At 71.2% G+C, this 16,878-nt stretch carries 13 protein-coding genes; 6 read left to right on the forward strand and 7 right to left on the reverse strand.

The genetic code is table 11. From position 1 onward, the window contains the following. Window positions 1-74 precede the first annotated feature (74 nt). Window positions 75-836 carry a bestrophin-like domain gene (locus tag A3IC_RS0137465; protein WP_020555212.1) on the reverse strand — a complete coding sequence of 254 codons (762 nt, stop codon included), beginning with the start codon at window positions 834-836 and terminating at the stop codon, window positions 75-77. A 211-nt stretch (window positions 837-1,047) separates the two neighbouring features. Between A3IC_RS0137465 and A3IC_RS72735 the strand changes: the two genes are divergently transcribed. Further along, complete coding sequence (locus A3IC_RS72735; protein WP_020555213.1) at window positions 1,048-1,677, forward strand: hypothetical protein; 630 nt, start codon at window positions 1,048-1,050, stop codon at window positions 1,675-1,677. Between the two features lie 628 nt (window positions 1,678-2,305). Here the strand turns inward: A3IC_RS72735 and A3IC_RS0137475 are convergent. After that, window positions 2,306-3,892 carry an amidohydrolase gene (locus tag A3IC_RS0137475; RefSeq protein ID WP_020555214.1) on the reverse strand — a complete coding sequence of 529 codons (1,587 nt, stop codon included), beginning with the start codon at window positions 3,890-3,892 and terminating at the stop codon, window positions 2,306-2,308. 168 nt (window positions 3,893-4,060) lie between these two features. Here A3IC_RS0137475 and A3IC_RS0137480 point away from each other — a divergent pair, with 168 nt between their 5' ends. The 4 genes from A3IC_RS0137480 to A3IC_RS58775 all read left to right on the forward strand — a co-directional run bounded on the left by A3IC_RS0137480 (window position 4,061) and on the right by A3IC_RS58775 (window position 9,346). Beyond that, a complete protein-coding gene (locus tag A3IC_RS0137480; protein WP_020555215.1) occupies window positions 4,061-5,083 on the forward strand; it encodes a FecCD family ABC transporter permease in 1,023 nt (340 codons plus the stop codon). Further along, the gene (locus A3IC_RS0137485; RefSeq protein ID WP_020555216.1) at window positions 5,080-6,117 is read left to right on the forward strand and encodes a FecCD family ABC transporter permease; all 1,038 of its coding nucleotides are present in this window, start codon (window positions 5,080-5,082) and stop codon (window positions 6,115-6,117) included. Before A3IC_RS0137480 ends, A3IC_RS0137485 begins: the two co-directional genes overlap by 4 nt. Further along, a complete protein-coding gene (locus tag A3IC_RS0137490) occupies window positions 6,114-6,911 on the forward strand; it encodes an ABC transporter ATP-binding protein (protein WP_020555217.1) in 798 nt (265 codons plus the stop codon). The genes A3IC_RS0137485 and A3IC_RS0137490 overlap by 4 nt, the downstream gene beginning before the upstream one ends. A 281-nt stretch (window positions 6,912-7,192) precedes the next feature. Further along, window positions 7,193-9,346 (forward strand): ATP-binding protein, encoded by a 2,154-nt coding sequence (locus A3IC_RS58775; RefSeq protein ID WP_020555218.1) that lies wholly within the window; start codon window positions 7,193-7,195, stop codon window positions 9,344-9,346. An 8-nt stretch (window positions 9,347-9,354) separates the two neighbouring features. Here A3IC_RS58775 and A3IC_RS0137500 read toward each other — a convergent pair whose 3' ends face one another. Next, window positions 9,355-9,723, reverse strand: coding sequence for a hypothetical protein (locus A3IC_RS0137500; RefSeq protein ID WP_026219189.1), 369 nt, complete (start codon window positions 9,721-9,723; stop codon window positions 9,355-9,357). A gap of 59 nt (window positions 9,724-9,782) precedes the next feature. Continuing rightward, a complete protein-coding gene (locus tag A3IC_RS0137505; protein WP_020555220.1) occupies window positions 9,783-10,919 on the reverse strand; it encodes a hypothetical protein in 1,137 nt (378 codons plus the stop codon). Window positions 10,920-11,384: 465 nt separating this feature from the next. Between A3IC_RS0137505 and A3IC_RS72740 the strand changes: the two genes are divergently transcribed. Beyond that, window positions 11,385-14,507: an AfsR/SARP family transcriptional regulator gene (locus tag A3IC_RS72740; protein ID WP_191864147.1), complete on the forward strand. Its 3,123-nt coding sequence runs from the start codon at window positions 11,385-11,387 to the stop codon at window positions 14,505-14,507. Window position 14,508: 1 nt separating this feature from the next. Here the strand turns inward: A3IC_RS72740 and A3IC_RS69120 are convergent, their stop codons facing one another. Genes A3IC_RS69120 through A3IC_RS58785 form a run of 3 tightly spaced genes read right to left on the reverse strand, consistent with a single transcriptional unit; the run spans window position 14,509 to window position 16,631 of the window. Further along, window positions 14,509-14,754 carry a hypothetical protein gene (locus A3IC_RS69120; RefSeq protein ID WP_158696243.1) on the reverse strand — a complete coding sequence of 82 codons (246 nt, stop codon included), beginning with the start codon at window positions 14,752-14,754 and terminating at the stop codon, window positions 14,509-14,511. 16 nt (window positions 14,755-14,770) lie between these two features. Continuing rightward, the gene (locus tag A3IC_RS0137520; RefSeq protein WP_020555223.1) at window positions 14,771-15,655 is read right to left on the reverse strand and encodes an ATP-grasp domain-containing protein; all 885 of its coding nucleotides are present in this window, start codon (window positions 15,653-15,655) and stop codon (window positions 14,771-14,773) included. Window positions 15,656-15,671: 16 nt separating this feature from the next. Next, the gene (locus tag A3IC_RS58785; protein WP_079026930.1) at window positions 15,672-16,631 is read right to left on the reverse strand and encodes an ATP-grasp domain-containing protein; all 960 of its coding nucleotides are present in this window, start codon (window positions 16,629-16,631) and stop codon (window positions 15,672-15,674) included. Window positions 16,632-16,878: the final 247 nt, after the last annotated feature.

Raw genomic sequence — 16,878 nt, forward strand, 5'->3', positions numbered from 1 at the left:
CCCGGTCCGGTGTCGGCCGAGCGGCCGGCTATCCGACGACGCCCCGCCTGCGCCACACATCGGCCGCCGGCCCGCTAACCGGCTCCGGGGAACAGCGACACGAACGCGTCCGAAGCCGCCGTCATGCCCTGACCGAACGGCGCGTCCAGGTCCCAGATCAGGAACAGCAGGAACGCGATCAGCGCGCTGAACAGCCCGGCCACGATCAACTCCGGTGCGGATCTGCGGATCTGCAGCGTGAAGATCATGCCCACGGTGACCACGGCGCCGACGATCAGGCCGAACCACACCAGTCCCGGCATCGACGAGCCGGCCTGGCCCCCACGCGCCTGACGCGCGTCGTCCGCGATCGCGATCTGGTCCAGGATCGGCTGGTACATCTGGGATTCCTGGTCGCCCTGCGGCACGTAGTCGGTGGCACCGTGTCGCACCGCGTCGAACAACTGCGTGCCGCGGTCGGACAGTTCGCCGTGGTCGGCCATATAGCCCCACTCCTTCTTGACCACGTACCGCACGTAGGCGTCGATGTCCGCCCGGATCCGGTCGCGCACCGGCGGCGGATAGACCCGGACCCGCTCGCTGACCTCGTGCAGCGCCTGCGCCTCGTGCCGCACCTCGTCCTCGGCCGCGCCCCGCCCCTCCCACACGCCCGCGATCGCCAGACCGAGCACGATCGCGTAGACCACGCCGATCATCATCGTCATGTATTCGAGTACGTCCGGGGTTGCCGACGGATCGTCGTCGTCCGGCAACCGGCGCGACTTGAGCACGACGACCGACAGGACGACCGCGCACACCGCGGCCATCGCAAGCGCCAGTACAACCCAATGGGACATGGGTGACCTCCGGATCGAGGATTGCGATGGAGCCGAGCTTGTAAACGGACTCGAAGGACCGGAGTCCTCAGCGCCCGAATGGAGACCGGACAGCGGCCCGCATCCGACGACTCGGTCGGGAGGAACCGGACTGAACGCGGCGGGAGTTCGGGTTGCCGGCCCTCAGCGCGACCCGCCGCCCGAACCGCGTGCGCCCGCTCGCCCACGCGGCTTGAGCGCGGCCCCGGCCAGGATCGCCGGCGCGGTGATCAGCAGCGTCGTCGTGACGATCGACGTCCCACGCACCGGCGGTGCCACCGCGGGCGGGCGAGCCACCGGACGCCGGACCGCGATCGGTTGCAGCGGCGGCGGAGTCACGATCGGCGGGCTGGTCGGCGGCGGTGTACTCGGCGGCTTCGGGGTCGGCCTCGCCGGCGGCGTCGACGCGGGCACCACGACCGCGATCGGTGTGGACCGGACCACGGGCGGCGTGGGTTTCGGTGTGGGCTTCGGCGGCGGTGAGGGTGGTGGCGTCGGCTTGGGTTTGGTCGGTGTCGGCGACGGCTTGGGCGTGGGCCGACACGAGCCGTCCCGCACCAGTCGGAAATCGACCTTCAACCCGATCCCGCCGGTCGGCGGACCGGTGGCCGGAATCACGTCCACCCGGACGCTCGCTCCGGGCGAACTGCCGATCGAAACGCACACATCCACACTCGTGCCCGGCGCGTGGCTGCCGCCGGCACCCGACCCCGCCCACGCCACACCGGCCGGAGCAGCCAACAAGGCGCCCACCCCGACCACGCACCCCCACCGGCGCGCCCGACCCCATGCGCTCATGAGAACGATCATCCGGCAGAATTGATGCCTTTAGCCCAAATCCCTGCCGGATTCACTCGAAGGGGTAGAGTCGCCGTCAAATACGCACATCCACAACGGAATTGCCCAACACCTGCTAACAACTTGGTGCGCGATTGCCCGGAGCAACGCGTTCGGGCGGAGTGGCACTACCGGGCGTGCCGGGTAAGGCCGAACAGAGCACCGGTGGGATCGCGCAAGACCACGTCTCCGTGGGAGCCCGGCGAACTTCGGTCGCACCGAGCTGTCGGGCCTGCTTGGCGTCGGCATCGGGTCTGTCGCCGGCGAAACCGACCAGCCAGAGTGATCGCTGCGCGGTTGGTTCGCCTGGCGGCGGGCTGGCGGCGGCGACGGAGTTGTCCGGCGCTGCGTCGAGCACGCCAACGCTGAACACAAGCAGTGGCGAACCCTCCAGCGCCACCTCGGACGCCGCGAGTACTTCGACGAGACCTACGCGGCAGTCGCCGCCCTGGTCTCCGACCGCGCCGCCGAGAGGTGAGCACCAATCAGACAACCCACCAGGCCAACACGCCCCGACCTCATTCGTACACAAGGCGGTAAGGAGGCGCGAGGCGCCTCCCAAGCATCGGCACCCGGCCACGCGGCCCGTAGCCCATGCATCGTCGGCGTGCCGGTCAATGTGTGCGCGTCCCCGCCAACCACGTCCCCTCGACCACGATCCGCCGCAGCTCCATCGCATCCACCACCCGCGGATCCGCGCTCAGCCAGACCAGATCGGCCGCGCTGCCCACCTCCAGCACCCGCCGATCGTCCGCGAACGCCTGATACGCGACGCCGCCCGTGTACGCGTCCAGGGCCTGATCCACCGTCAACCGCTCGTGCGGCATCCATCCGTCGACCGGCACGCCCTCGAACGTGCGTCGGGTAACCGCGACCTGGATGCCCTCCAACGGCTGATGCGAACTCACCGGCCAGTCGCTCCCGAACGACACCGGAGCACCCGAGTCGACCAGCGTGCGCATCGGATACTGCCGATCGGCCCGCTCGGCCCCGACGCGCGGGATGGACAACTCGGTCTGCAGCGGGTCGAGTTGGGCCCACAACGGCTCGAAGTTGGCGATCACTCCGAGCCGCGCGAAGCGGTCCAGGTCGGCCGGGTCGACGAGTTGCACGTGTGCGATCACGGGCCGCCGATCCCGCGCGGGGTTGGTCGAGACGGCGGCCTCGATGGCGTCCAGTGCGGTCCGTACACCCGCGTCGCCGATCGCGTGGATGTGCACCCGAAACCCGTCCGCGTCGAACGCGGCGACCGCCTCGGCGAGCGCGGCGGGCGGCCAGACCGGCATCCCGCAGCTGTGCGGGGCGTCGCAGTACGGCGCCAACATCGCCGCCGTCCCACCCTCGATCACGCCGTCCGCGAAGAACTTCACCGTCCGCGCGGACAACAACGGCCCACCCTCGGCGGCCACTCGCGCCCGCGCCGTGACGAACTCGGCACGCTGATCGCGCCACCGGTCCGGATCGGCGCGAAACGCGAGATCGGCCCGGAACAACAACGCCCCGCGCCGGGCCGCCTCGACATAGGCCGGCACCATCTCCGGTTCCACCCAGGCGTCCTGAACCCACGTCAGCCCCGCGCTCGCGTACGCCGAACCGGCCACCCGCAACGCGTCGACCAGTTCGTCCACCGGCCGCCCAGGCACCCGATCGAGCACCAGATCACACGCGTGCCACTCGCGCAGCGTGCCCAGCGCCGAGCCGTCGGGCCGACGTACGATCCAACCGAGCCGAGGCTGCGGCGTCTCGGCGGTGACCCCGGCCCGGCGCAGCGCCTCGGTATTGCACCACACCGTGTGGTAGTCGTACGCCCGCAGCACCACCGGCCGATCGGCCACCGCCCCGTCCAGCCAACGCGCGTCGAACTCGCCGTCCGGAACCAGCGTCGGGTCGTAACTGGCGCCGACGATCCACTCCTCGTCCGGGTGTTCGGCCGCCCATCGGCCGACCTCGGCGACGATCTCCGCGACCGTGGTCAGCCCCTTGACCTGCGGCCCGAAGTGTTCGAGACCGCCGAATAGGGGATGGGCGTGTCCGTCGCCGAACGCCGGCAGCAGCAGGCCGCCGCCCAGTTCGACGACCTCGTCCGCGTCGAGCCCGAGTGCGGCCGTCCCGAGCGCGAGGACCCGGCCGTCCCGGACGGCCAGCGTGTGGGTGTCGCCCGCGCCGGTGCGGATGACGCCCCGGAACAGGGTGGTGGTCATGGCGCTCACTCCGTAGATCAAGGTGGTTCGACGAGGATGCCGGTTCCGTCGGTCCACGGGAAGGTGACCGGGCCGGGATCGCAAGCCGCGGCGCAGTCGTTCGGCGACCCTGGGTGAACCCGGCCCCCCGGCGGGGACGGACAAATTAGGCCAGCCTAGCCTTCTCCAGTGAATGTCCTCCCGACGCGAGGTCGCCCGAGCCGGCGCCGAGTCCTCTACCTGGTCTCGGCCCTGTTCGTGCTCGCCGCCGCGTGTCTGCTCAGCCTCGCCGTGGGCAGCCGAGCCATCGCACCCAGCGTCGTCCTGGACGCGCTCGTGCACGGCGGCGACTCCACCGACGCGATCGTGGTCGACTCGATGCGTCTGCCGCGCACTGCCGTCGCGCTGCTGGTCGGCGCGTCGCTCGGCATCGCCGGCGCCTGTATGCAGGGCCTGACCCGCAATCCGATCGCCGAGCCCGGCATCCTGGGCATCAGCAACGGCGCCGCCACCGGCGTGGTGACCGCGATCGCGGTGTTCGGCGTGAGCAGCCTGACCGGATACGTGTGGTTCGGCTTCGCCGGCGCGCTGTGCACGGGCGTGCTGGTGTACGCGGTCGCGGCGCGCGGGCGCGGCGGCGCCACACCGGTCAAGCTCGCGCTGTCCGGGCAGGCCCTGGCGGCCACGCTCGGTGCGGTGATCACCCTGGTGCTGACCACCGATCAGGGCACGCTGGACCAGTACCGGTTCTGGCTGGTCGGCTCGCTGTCCGGTCGCACCGACGAAGTGGCCTGGCAGATGGTGCCGTTCGTCGTCGTGGGCACGGCCTTGGTGGTCTCCGTCGCACGCGGCCTGGACGCACTCGCGCTGGGTGACGACGTGGCCAAGGGCCTGGGCCACAAGGTGAACCGGATCCGGGTGATCGGCGGCCTGGGGGCGACCGTGCTGACCGGCGTCGCGGTCGCCGCGACCGGTCCGATCTCCTTCGTCGGCCTGGCCGTCCCGCACGCCGCGCGCGCCCTGGTGGGCACCGATCACCGCTGGGTGCTGGCCATGTCGGCACTGCTCGCGCCGATCCTGCTGTTGGTCGCCGACGTCCTGGGCCGGATCATCTTCCCGCCCGCCGAGGTCGAGGTGGGCGCGATGACCGCGCTGATCGGGGTGCCGATCCTGGTGCTGCTGGTGCGCCGCAAGCCGGTGGTGTCCGGATGAGCCACCGCCCGTACGGTCATGTCCTGATCCGCCGCCCGCGCTTCTCGTTCCTCGTGCACCGCCGCTCCGCGGTGGTCGCGAGCGTGCTGGCCGTCCTGCTCGCGGCCGTCTTCCTGCTCGGCCTGTGCGTGGGCGTACGGTTCATCCCGCCCGGAGACGTGCTCAGGGTGCTGTTCGGCGCCGACGAGAGCATCGTGGTCGAGACGCTGCGGCTGCCGCGCACAACCGTCGGACTGCTGGTCGGGTTGGCCTTCGGCATCGCCGGCGCGCTGATCCAGACCGTCGCCCGCAACCCGCTGGCCAGCCCGGACGTGATCGGCGTCTCGCACGGCGCCGCGGCGGCCGTGGTGTTCGGCCTGGTCTTCGGCTTCGGCGGACCCACCGCCACGCCGCTCACCGCGATCGCGGGCGGCAGCGTCGCGGCCTTCCTGGTGTACGTGCTGGCCTGGCGCCGCGGCCTGAACGCGCAGCGGTTCGTGCTGATCGGCGTCGGCATCTCGGTGGCCCTGGCCGCGGTCACCAACCTGCTCCTGACCAAGGCCGACATCACCCTCGCCCAGCAGGCCAAGGTGTGGATGTCGGGCAGCCTGAACGGACGCGGCTGGTCCCAGGGCGAGCCGCTGACCTGGGTGCTGCTCGCGCTCGTCCCGGCCATCGTGTGGGCGGCGCGGGCGGCCCGCTCGGCCGGCTTCGACGACGACACCGCGATCGCCCTCGGGGTGCGGCTCGGCCGGATCCGGCTCGGCCTGGTCGTGGTCGGCGTGCTGCTCGCGTCGGTGGCGACGGGGGCCGCCGGGCCGGTGGACTTCGTCGCCCTGGTGGCGCCGCAGGTGGCCCGCCGGCTGGCCCGAACCCCGCAGGTGCCGCTGGTGTGTTCGGCCCTGCTCGGCGCGCTGATCGTGGTGTCGGCGGACATCGGCGCACGCATGCTGATCTCGAACGCCGAGCTGCCGGTGGGCGTGCTCACCGCGGCCGTCGGCGGCCCGTACCTGCTGTGGATGTTGACCCGTTCCCGTGCCGGAGGCGCCTCGTGACCACCCATCGGCTCGCCGCTCGCGACCTGACGCTCGGCTACGAGGACCGGATCGTGGTGCGCGATCTGGATCTGGAGGTGCCCGCCGGCCGGGTCACCGTCGTGGTCGGCCCGAACGCGTGCGGCAAGTCCACCCTGTTGCGCTCGCTGGGTCGGTTGCTCAAGCCGGTCTCCGGCAGCGTCTTGCTCGACGGCGCGGCGCTGCGCGATCTGCCCACGCGCGAGATCGCCCGGCGGATCGGCGTGCTGCCGCAAAGCCCGGTACCGCCCGAGGGGATCACCGTCGCCGACCTGGTGGCGCGCGGCCGGCAGCCGTACCAGCGCTGGTGGCAACAGTGGTCCGACGAGGACGAGGACGTGGTCGCCGACGCGATGCGGCGCACCGACGTGGTCGAACTCGCCGACCGCTACGTGGACGAGCTTTCCGGCGGCCAGCGGCAGCGGGTGTGGATCGCGATGGCGCTCGCGCAGGGCACCGGCATCCTGCTCCTGGACGAGCCGACCACCTTCCTGGACATCGCGCACCAGGTCGAGGTACTCGACCTGGTGCGCGAGCTGAACGTCACCCGCGAACGCACCGTGGTCGCCGTGCTGCACGACCTCAACCAGGCGTGCCGCTACGCAGACCACCTGATCGCGATGCGCGACGGTTCGATCGTCGCGCAGGGCGCTCCCGCCGAGATCGTCACAGCCGACCTGGTACGCGACGTCTTCGGACTGGCGTGTGTGGTCATCCCGTGTCCGGTCACCGGTGCGCCGATGGTCGTTCCGGGACAACCCCGCGAGGCCGGGTAGGCATCGGCCTCGTCGGGTCGGCTCTCGGCCCGGAAGGTGACCTTTCGAAGCGGGCCTGACCGGCGCGTTCGGCGGCGGGCTGAAGCGCCTTGCCCGCCGGCGCGGCCCGGTCCGAGCCCGCGGGCACGCACATCACCTTCCGCCGGCCGGCGCCGGTCGATACGCCCGGGGAGGTTTCGCGGGCCTGCCCATGCGACAAACATCCAGAATGCCCTTGCGCCCACCGGGTCGGGTTCGGCCACGCGTGAGGGCGGTTCCGACCGCGACGGACGGGGGCGCACGTGTCGGAGGTCGACGACGGGCGCGCCGGGGGGCCGGCCGGCCCCCCGGACGCGAGCCACAACGAACTCGGCGGCACGGTATACGGCCCGAGTGTGCAGGCCGGGACCGTGCACGGCGGCATTCACTTCTCGGTGCGGCGCCCGGACACCGCGGTCGTGCCCTGGCAACTGCCGCCCGCACCGCCGATGGTCGATCGGCGCCGCGAACTGGCCGAACTGCAAAGCCTGCTGCGCACGGATGGCGGCCCGATCGTGCTGCTCAGCGGCATGCCCGGAGTGGGTAAGACGACGCTCGCCCTCGCGTGGCTGCGCGACTTGGGCGAGCAGTTCCCCGACGGCCGGTTGTACGCCGATCTGCGCGGGCACGGCGGCGACGCACCCGCCCTGTGGACCGAGATCATCGGCGGCTTCCTGCGTGGACTCGGCGTGCCGGCGGGCGAGGTGCCGCGGGATCCGGCGGAACAGTTGGGCCTGTACCGGTCGTTGACCGCGCAGCGCCGGTTGGGCGTACTGCTGGACGACGCGACCACCGCGGCGCAGGTCAGACCGCTGTTGCCGGCCGGCTCCAATGTGACGGTGGTGACCAGCCGCAGCAGGCTGTCCGGGCTGCTGGTCAACGGGGGCGTGCCGATCCACCTCGAACCGCTCGATCGGCAGGCCGCGGTGGATCTCCTCGCGGCCACGATGAACGACCATCGGGTCCGCGAGGAGCCGTTGCAGGCAGGTGAGTTGGTCGATCTGTGCGCCCGCCTTCCGCTTGCCGTCCAGGTGGCCGCGGCGCGGCTGGCCGCACGGCCCAACCGGGCGATCACCACGATGGTGCGGGCGCTGGCCGACGAGCGGGGTCGGTTGGACGCACTCGCGTTGGAGGGCGACCACACCGTTCGGGCCGCGCTGGATGTCTCCTATCGCGATCTGCCCGACGCCGCGGCCGCGCTCTATCGCGGCCTCAGTGTGCATCCGGGGCCCGACTTCGGGCCGGTCGCCGCCGCCGCCGTGCTCGGCACCGGCGAGGGCGGCGACCTTGATGCCGCGCAACTCGTCCTGGACGCCCTCGTCGATCGCAACCTGCTCACCGAGGCCGCCGACGGACGCTACCGGTTCCACGATCTGATCCGGCTGCACGCGGTGGCCAAGATGTGCGATCGCCCGGCCCTCGAGCGCGCCGACGCGCTGCGCGCGACACTCGACCACTACCTCGCCACCGCAACCGGCGCCGAGGTCCTGCTCGAACCCCAGCACGCCTCGCTGTCCCGCGACTATGCCCACGCCGAGGTGCCGCGGGTGTACTTCGCCGACCAGAGCGCCGCATTGGCCTGGCTGGAGCAGCATCGGGTCACCCTGCTGGCCGCGATCCACAGCGCCGCGGCGGCCCACCTGCCGGAAATGACGTGGCAGTTGACCGACGCGCTGTGGCCGCTGTTCCTGCGCGGGAAGTACTTCGACGAGGCCCGCACGGCGCACGAGATGGGCCTGCGCGCGGCGCGCGAGTGCGCCGATCCGGCGGCCGAGTCGCGGATGTCGACCTCGGGCGGACTGAGCGAGCTGAGCGCCGGCAACCATGACGCCGCGCTGCGGATGTTCACCGAGGCGAGCCGGGTGTGTGTGGAATCCGGGGACGCGGTCGGGGCCGCTCGCACGCGTAACTACACCGGCTTGGCGCTGCTTCGCCTGGGTCGACTGGACGAGGCGGGCGAGGCGTTCCGCGAGGCCGAGGCCCGGTGTCTGGCGTTGGGCGACGACCGCCCGGCCGCACTGGCCCGGTTCAATCGGGCGGACGTCGCGTTGCGCTCGGGACTGCCGGACCGGGCCGTCGAGTACGCACAGGCGGCCCGAGTCGAACTGGTCCGGGTGGGCGACGAGTACAACGCCGCTCGCGCTCAGGCCCTGATCGGCCGCGCGCTGTCGGCGTCGGCCCGGCACGACGAGGCGGACGCACAACTGACCGCCGCCCTGGAGGTGCTTCGCAGACACCGGGCGCACACCGAGGCGGCCCACGCGCTGTCCGCACTCGCCGAATCGGCCGAGCGGCGCCGGCGCCCCGACCGGGCGCGGGAGCTGTACGCCCAGGCCCTGGAGTCGTACGGCGAGGTCCGCACCCCGGCGGCCGAGGTCGCCCGCGCGCGGCTGCGCGAGCTCGGTCCGCCGGGGTGATCCGCGACTCAGCGCGGGGCGACCTCCCATACCGTCAACGCGTGCAGGATCGAGGCGTAGACCGGCCATAGTGCGGCGGTGTTCGTGCGGCGCGCCATACCCGGCGCCGAGGAGCCGAGCCGAACCAGGGCCAGGTCCGGCCCGCAGGCAATCACCGTGACCAGCGCACCGGGATGCGCCGAGGCCAACTCGCGGTCGCGATCGACCAGCCGCTCCCAGGACGGCACACCCTCCTCGGCGGAGATCACCACGTCCGCCAAGGCAACCCCGCCGCCCGGAAGTTCGGTCCGGGTGTGCTCGTCCACGGCGACCCGACCGTCGTTCGAACGGATCAGCACGGTGACCGAGAGCACCTCACGCCGGGTCGACCCCGCCACCTGTCGGCGTCCGGCTTCCTTTGCGTCTCCCGCCTGCCCCGGGCATCCCGCGGACCCCGTCATCGCGGCGGTCCCGGCAGGTCGGCGACGCGGGCGAAGGGTCGACTCGAAGGCGCCTTCAGCTTGAGGTGGCGGTACATCAGGCCGCGCGTGTTCCGCGCGAAGGCGCCCGGCTGGGAGGTGATCCGGGCGGCCACCCGGGCGTAGTCCGCGCGGCGGAAGTCCTCCGGGATCCGGGACACTTGCGCGAGCATCGACCGGCGATGCCCGATCCGCGGCGCGAATTCCGCCAACTCGCCCAGAGGCGAAGCCGGATCGATGTCCGCCTCCGGGTAGGTCGCCAGCGCCACCGGCGCCCCGGTGGCTGTTCCGTACAGGCTCAGCGAGCCGTGATCGCCGACCACGCAGTCCGCGGAGACCAGCACGCCCCGCCAGTCGTCCTCCGGCGGAATCAGCGTCAGGCCCTCGCGCAACGACTCGGCGAGCCAGGAACGCACCTGCCAGGCACCGTGCCCGCTCCACACGTTCGGATGCATCAGCGCCGTCACCCGATAGGCGTCGCGCGGCAGATCCTTGGTCATCCGATGCAGCAGTTCGGGAGTGCGGCCGAGCAGCGAGTTGCCACCCCAGGTCGAGGTGACCACGATGTGCCGCTGCCGGGCCCCGATCCGCAGCGCGTCGCGATAGCGCGCCCGATCCGGACGACTCGCCTCCAGACAGTCGTAGTTGGGATCGCCGACGACCGCGGCCGCGGCCACCGCCTCCGGGCAGGTGGCACCGAGCCGGATCAACTCCTCGGTGTGCGCGAGCAGGATGCCGGTCGGCACCAACTGCCCGTCCCGGATCAGCCATTGCGCGGACAGTCCGTACGTCCCGCGGGCGGCGACCGCACGCCCACCGCGCGGGGCGGAGACCAGCTTGTTGTGCCCCGCGCCGTGGGCCATCACCACCACCGGCGCGTCGAGTTCGTGCAATCCTCCGTGCCCGGCGGCCAACGCGAGGTCGAACCGCATGTCCACCGCGCGCTGCCACGGCAACGTGGTGGCCCCGAGCCGGTCCAGGAATTCCGCGACGCCCGAGGAGAAGACCGTGGGCGCCATGGTGAAGAACACCTCCACCCGCAAATCCCCTTCCAGGAGCCGAACGGCTTCGATCAGGCGCTGACCCGACGTGACGTTGTGCACCACGACGAGCACCCCTCGCACCGCTGATCGGGTCGTCCACCGTGCCGCGTCCGGTCGGACGGGTACGGGTCTCCTATCGCCTGCCATGATCGTCATCCATGCCTCCATGAGCGTCGTCACCACCGGACGGGCCCCGTTCCCCCGCGGCCGGGCGGTCTGTTCAGTCGATTCGGTCGATCCCGTCGATACGGCGAATCACCGTCGACAACAGGGACATCCCCGACTCACCGGATGAATTCCTTGCAGGTCGCCTGCAATGGACCTGCAATGGGTTCGCACAGGCACGGCAACCGGAATGAGTCGTCACGCATAGGCGATTTCCGGTCGGATTGCGGGCGTCACTTCTGGTGGCGCTGTGGCAGGACGTGCCACAGTGGTTGGACGACACCTCGGCACCGGGCGCGTCGGCCAGGAGACCTGGGGTGGGGGGATGACGCGGTGCTATCGATCCATGTGTTGGGCCCGATGGAGCTGTGGGTGGACGGCGCACAGCACTCCTTGGGATCGGTCAAGGAGCGGTGTGTGCTGGCCGTCCTGTTGGGCGCCGAGGGCGCCGCGGTCTCCACGGACTCGATGATCAGTCGGGTATGGGACGACGAGCCGCCGATCACCTCGGTCGAGACCCTGCGCAGCTACGTCTCACGATTACGCAACCGACTGCGCGTCGCGGGCGACGGCGTGCGGTTGTCCTCGGATTCGCGGACCTATCGGCTGCTGGTGGACGCCGACGCGGTCGACTTCCGCCGCTTTCGCCGGTTACACGAACAGGCCGGCGCCACCGCGGATCCGGAGTCTGCCGCCGACCTGCTGCGCACGGCCGAACAGCTGTGGCGCGGGCAGCCGTTCGCCGGCCTGCCGGGCCTGTGGGTGGAGTCCATGCGGGACAAGCTCAAGGAGCAGCGCAGACAGATCCGCGAGCGGCGCATCCACCTCGAACTCGGACTCGGCCGTCATGCCGAAGTGGTCGGCGAGTTACGGGACCTGGCGGCGCGGCACCCCGTGGCCGAACCGGTGGTGGCCGATTTGATGCTCGCTTTGTATCGGTGCGGGCGCTACAGCGAGGCACTGGAGACCTATCGGCGCACCCGGGCTCGGCTGAGCACCGAGTTGGGCGCGGATCCGGGGCCGGATCTGGAGCGGCTGCACACCCGATTACTGCACCGGGACCCGGCGTTGTCGGCACCCGCCCGGTCGCGTGAGGAACCACGGATCCGGGCGCTGCCGCCGGCACCGCCCGCGACGGCGCCCGACACGTTGCTGCGCGACACCCGGCACTTCATCGGGCGTACCGTCGAACTGGCCCGCCTGCTGCGCGAGGACGACATCGGCACCGCGCTGCCGATCACGGTGATCTCGGGTCTGGCCGGGGTGGGCAAGACCTGCCTGGCGATCCACGCCTCGCACCTGATGCGGGCGAGCTATCCCGACGGCCGCTTGTATCTGAACCTGCACGCACACGACCCGCACGAGTCGCCGATCGAACCGACCGAGGCGCTCGGGTCGCTGTTGATCTCGATGGGCATGCCCGCGCAGCACCTGGCGCGCACCCCGGACCTGCGGGCGGCGCAGTGGCGGCGGGAAATGGCCGATCGACGGGCGTTGATCGTGCTCGACGACGTCCGGGACGCCGCGCAGGTACGGCTGCTGCTCCCGGGCAGCCCCAGTTGCCGGGTCCTGGTGACCAGCCGGCGCCGACTCACCGACCTCGAAGGCGCGGGCTCGCTGTCCCTGGACGTGCCCGACACCGCGGACGCGGCGGCACTGTTCACCCGGATCGCGGAGGAGTCGCGCCGGCTGGACGACGCGGACCGTGCGATGGTCGACGAAATCGTGAACCGGTGCGGAAATCACCCTCTCGCGGTGCAACTCACTGCGAATCGGTTCCGCCATCGTGCCTGGCGAGTACGCGATCTGGCCGCCCGCCTGGCCGAGGCGACCCGACGCCTGGACGTGATCGACGCGCCGCCCGGTATCTCGATGGCGTTCGACCTGTCCTACGCGGAGTTGGGACCGGTCGCGCGGTCGGTGTTCCGCCGACTGGCCCTGCATCCCGGGCCGGCCCCGTCCTGGCCGGCGGCGGTGGCGGTGTGTGGCCTGGGGGCGGACGAAACCCGGCGCGGCATGGACGAGTTGGTGGAGGCCCACCTCGTCGACGAGCCCGCCCACGATCGCTACCGTTTCCACGATCTGGTGCACGACTTCGCGATCCACACGGCGCACCGCGAGGAGTCGGATCGCGAACGCGCCGACGCGGTGGGGCGCGTGCTCGACCTGTACCTCGACTTGGCGGAGCGGGCGGACCGGCTCGCCTATCCGCACGGGCGCCGCTCGGGCCTGATACCGGTGCCCGCCCAGCGGGCGGAGGCGCCATTCGCCACGGCCGAGGAGGCGGAGGAGTGGCTCGGCCGCGAACGGTCGAACCTGGTGGCCGCCACACGATTGGCCGGCGCCGATTCGATTGGGCATATTCGGTTCCTGCCCGAGGTGTTGACCCGGTCGCTGTTGAAATGGGGCTCGTGGGAGATCGCCCGCGACCTGTTCACCGCCTCGCTGGCGGCGTGGCGCCGGGTCGGTACCCGCGAGCCCAGGGCGGAGACGCATCTGCTGATCGAGCGCGCGTCGATCCAGTGGCGGCTGGGCGCGCACGAAGCCGCCTTCGCGGACGCGGCCGAGGCTCTCGCGCTGGCCGAGGACGCGAAGGATCCGCGCGGCCGGGCCGAGGCGCTCGCCGAACTCGGCGCCACGCACGTGCGCGCGGGCCGCTTCACGGCCGCGCTGCATCACCTGGATCGTGCGCTCGCGGTGCACCGCGAGATCGACAATCCACACGGTCGGGCCGGCGTTCTGCTGCATCTCGCGGTGGCGCTCGGTCACCTGCGGAGATACCAGCAGGCCACCAGCCGGTTGTTCACCGCGCGCGATATCTACGAATCGCTGGGCGAGCGGCGCGAACTGGCGAAAATCCTCAACAATATCGGCGAGCTGTATTTCATGCAGAACGACTTCGACAACGCGGAGCGGTACTACCTGGAATCGCTCGAAGTGGCCCGGCGCAGCAACAGCCGCGCCGAATTCGCGATACTCACGAATAATCTCGGCCAGGTTCTACTGGCGCGCGGGGATCCGGTGGGCGCCCTGGAGCGCTACGCACAGGCGCTGGACATCTACCGAGAAATCAGCGATCTGCGCTGCGAGGCCGACACGCGGATCAACGTCGGCCTGGCCCGTCTGGCGATGGGCACACCGGGCGAGGCGCTCACGCACTTCGCCCAGGGGCGGGCGATCGCCGAGCGCATCGGCGACGTCCTGCACCGGCAACGGGCCGCCGCCGGCTTCGCCCGGGCCCACTTCGACCTGGACGATCCGGCCGGCGCTCGGGCCGAGTACCGCACGAGCGCCGAACTCGCCCGCGAGATGGGCACCGAGTTGGAGGAAGCCCACGCGCTCGCCGGCCTGGCCCGGACGACCGAGACCCTCGACGGCGCACTCGCCGCCCGCCCGTTCTGGTCGTCGGCACTGGCCCTATACGAACGACTGGGCGCCGCCGAGGCCGATGAGGCGCGAAACGCGCTCGGCGACCCCGACGACCCCGCACGGTGACTTACACGAGGCCGGGGAAGAACCAAGGACCCACGGCCGCCCAGAAGTCACCAACACCCATCATGAAGGTGGCCGGGATGGCTTCCGGGCGGCCGAAGAGCTCAACCAACTGCTGTCCGAACATGGGAGTGCCTTTCGCAAATGCTTGCAGAATCCGCAAGAACTTTCGAATACGGCAGCACGCTATACCCGGAAGGTGATCTCCCGCATCCCGTCCGGCACCCTCGGTGAACAGCAGCTTCGACACGTGTAGCACGCACCTGTCAGCGCGCCCGATTCATCCGATTGACTCGACTTCCCGGCGCGGCACGCGGCAGGCGCAGGCGCACCATCTCCACCCTTTCGGCCTTTTCCGGAATACCGGCGGAAGGGGTTGGTTCGGCCGATTCGGCCAATTCGGCCAATACCTCGGGCGCTCCGCTCATCCCCCGCATGCCGGGGAAGGCGTTGACGTCGATGATCGACGGGACGCCGTCCACCTCCAGGATGTCCACCCCGTAGACGTCCAGACCGAAGGCGACGCCGACCCTGCGCGCGAGGGCGGACCAGCCGGTGGGGAGATCCTCCGGCGCGATCGGCTTGGTTTCCGCGGGGCCGTCGAGCGCGGTGCGGCGCAGGCCGGCGAAGACGTGACCGTCGACCACCCACAGCTTGTGGTCCCAGCCGCCGTTGTCGACGAACTCCTGGGCCACGATCGGCTCGTCCGGCCAGTCCCGGGCCATCGTGCGCAGTGCGTCGAGATCGTCGACCCGGGCGACCAGGTCGTGCCGGCGGCTGTGTCGGCTCTTGACCATCAGCGGGAACACCGGGTCGGTCGCGAGCAACCGGGCGGGCGAGGCGAAGGCCGTGGTGGCCGGGAACGGCAGCCGGGCCGCCCAGGCGAGTTCGGCCATGCGTACCCGGTCCTGGCAGGCCCGGGTGGCCGCCGCCGAATTGAGCACCCGGGCGCCGTGTCGCTCGGCCCGCTCGGCGAAGGCCAGCGCCTTGGCCGTGCGCGCCTTGAGCAGGTAGACGTCGGCGTCGATCGGGTGTCGGTCGGTGACGGTGTCGGGATCGAGCGCGACCACCTCGTGACGGAGCGTCAACAAGGCGCGCGCGTCGGCCAGGAGCGGGTGGTCGGGACGATCGGTGACGAGGCAGATCCGCACGTGTGCACGCGCCCCGTCAGCCGGCGTACGCGGGCGACGCGGCGTCGACGATCGCACCCGTACCGGCGTGGGCGGGCGCGGCGGCCTCAGCCCTGGAGCGCAGCGACGTGCGAGCGGCGGCGGTCTGGATCGTGGCCACGTTCTTGGCCACGGCCGCACCGACTCCCCCGGCGGCCGCGAGGTCGAGCACCGCGCGGGCCACCCGGGCCACGCCGTCGGGCACACAGCGAAAACTCGGGAAGTCGTTGATGTCCACCACCATCGGTCCGTCCGGCCCCTCGATGATGTCCACGCCGAACAGGTCGAGCCCGAATGCCTCGCCGATCCGGTGCATCAGCGCGGCCGTTCCGCTCGGCAGCGGCACCCGGCTCTCCCGGACCGAGTACTCGGGATGCAGCGGCGAGCGCCTCACGGTCGCGTGCAATTCGCCCGAGACGCTGTATACCTTCAGGTCACGGCCCGCATTCGGGACATATACCTGGGCCAACAGCGGCCCCTCGTTCACGAGTTCCGCGCCCAATCGGGCCAGTTCCTCGGGTGTGGACACCAGATGCACGGCCCGCCCGGAGCTGCCGTCGGCCGGCTTGACCACGAGCGGATAGGCGTCGGCGGGAATCGAGGAGAGCAACTCCGGCACCGCGGCGAAGTAGGTGACCGGCATCGGCAGCCCGTGGGCGCGCGCGATCACCGCGGCAACCGCCTTGTCCCGGACCGATCGAATCGCCCGCGCGTCGTTGATCGTGGTGAGTCCGAGCGCCGCCGCGGCCTCCAGCATGCTCAGCCCCGGACCGCCGGAGACCGTCTTGAGCACCCACGCATCGTGCGAACCGGCCCGGATCAGGTCGGACAGCTCGATCAACGAGCTGCCGGGCCGCACGATGTCGACGTGGTGCCCCCAGGCGTCGAGTTGCCGGACCACGTCGAGCGGCATGCCATCGTGGCGGTAATGCTCCTCTACGAGGAACGCAAGGGCCATTTTCATCCGATATCCCCCCGGGACGGCCGCCGTTCCCCCATCCGGCAGAACATTGACGGCACAGCATGCCACGCGTGCCGTGGACGACCGGCACACACCCCACCAAACTCCACGGGTGACCACCATCATGGGCCATTTGGGGGGTGATTCGTCATCAGGTCAAGAGTAGAGAGGAATCGGGTGCTCCGCTCGGGCGCCCGGCATAGAGCAGGTCAAGGCATACGCGGGCCCCGGGCGAGCCGAGGCC

The organism is Embleya scabrispora DSM 41855 (assembly GCF_000372745.1).
GTDB classification, from domain to species: Bacteria; Actinomycetota; Actinomycetes; order Streptomycetales; family Streptomycetaceae; genus Embleya; species Embleya scabrispora.

Bases quoted from the DNA above. Each gene is read 5' to 3' on its own strand.
- A3IC_RS0137485 (WP_020555216.1), top strand. From the start codon at position 5,080: ATGAGCCACCGCCCGTACGGTCATGTCCTGATCCGCCGCCCGCGCTTC.
- A3IC_RS0137465 (WP_020555212.1), bottom strand. From the start codon at position 836: ATGTCCCATTGGGTTGTACTGGCGCTTGCGATGGCCGCGGTGTGCGCG.
- A3IC_RS0137475 (WP_020555214.1), bottom strand. From the start codon at position 3,892: ATGACCACCACCCTGTTCCGGGGCGTCATCCGCACCGGCGCGGGCGAC.
- A3IC_RS58785 (WP_079026930.1), bottom strand. From the start codon at position 16,631: ATGGCCCTTGCGTTCCTCGTAGAGGAGCATTACCGCCACGATGGCATG.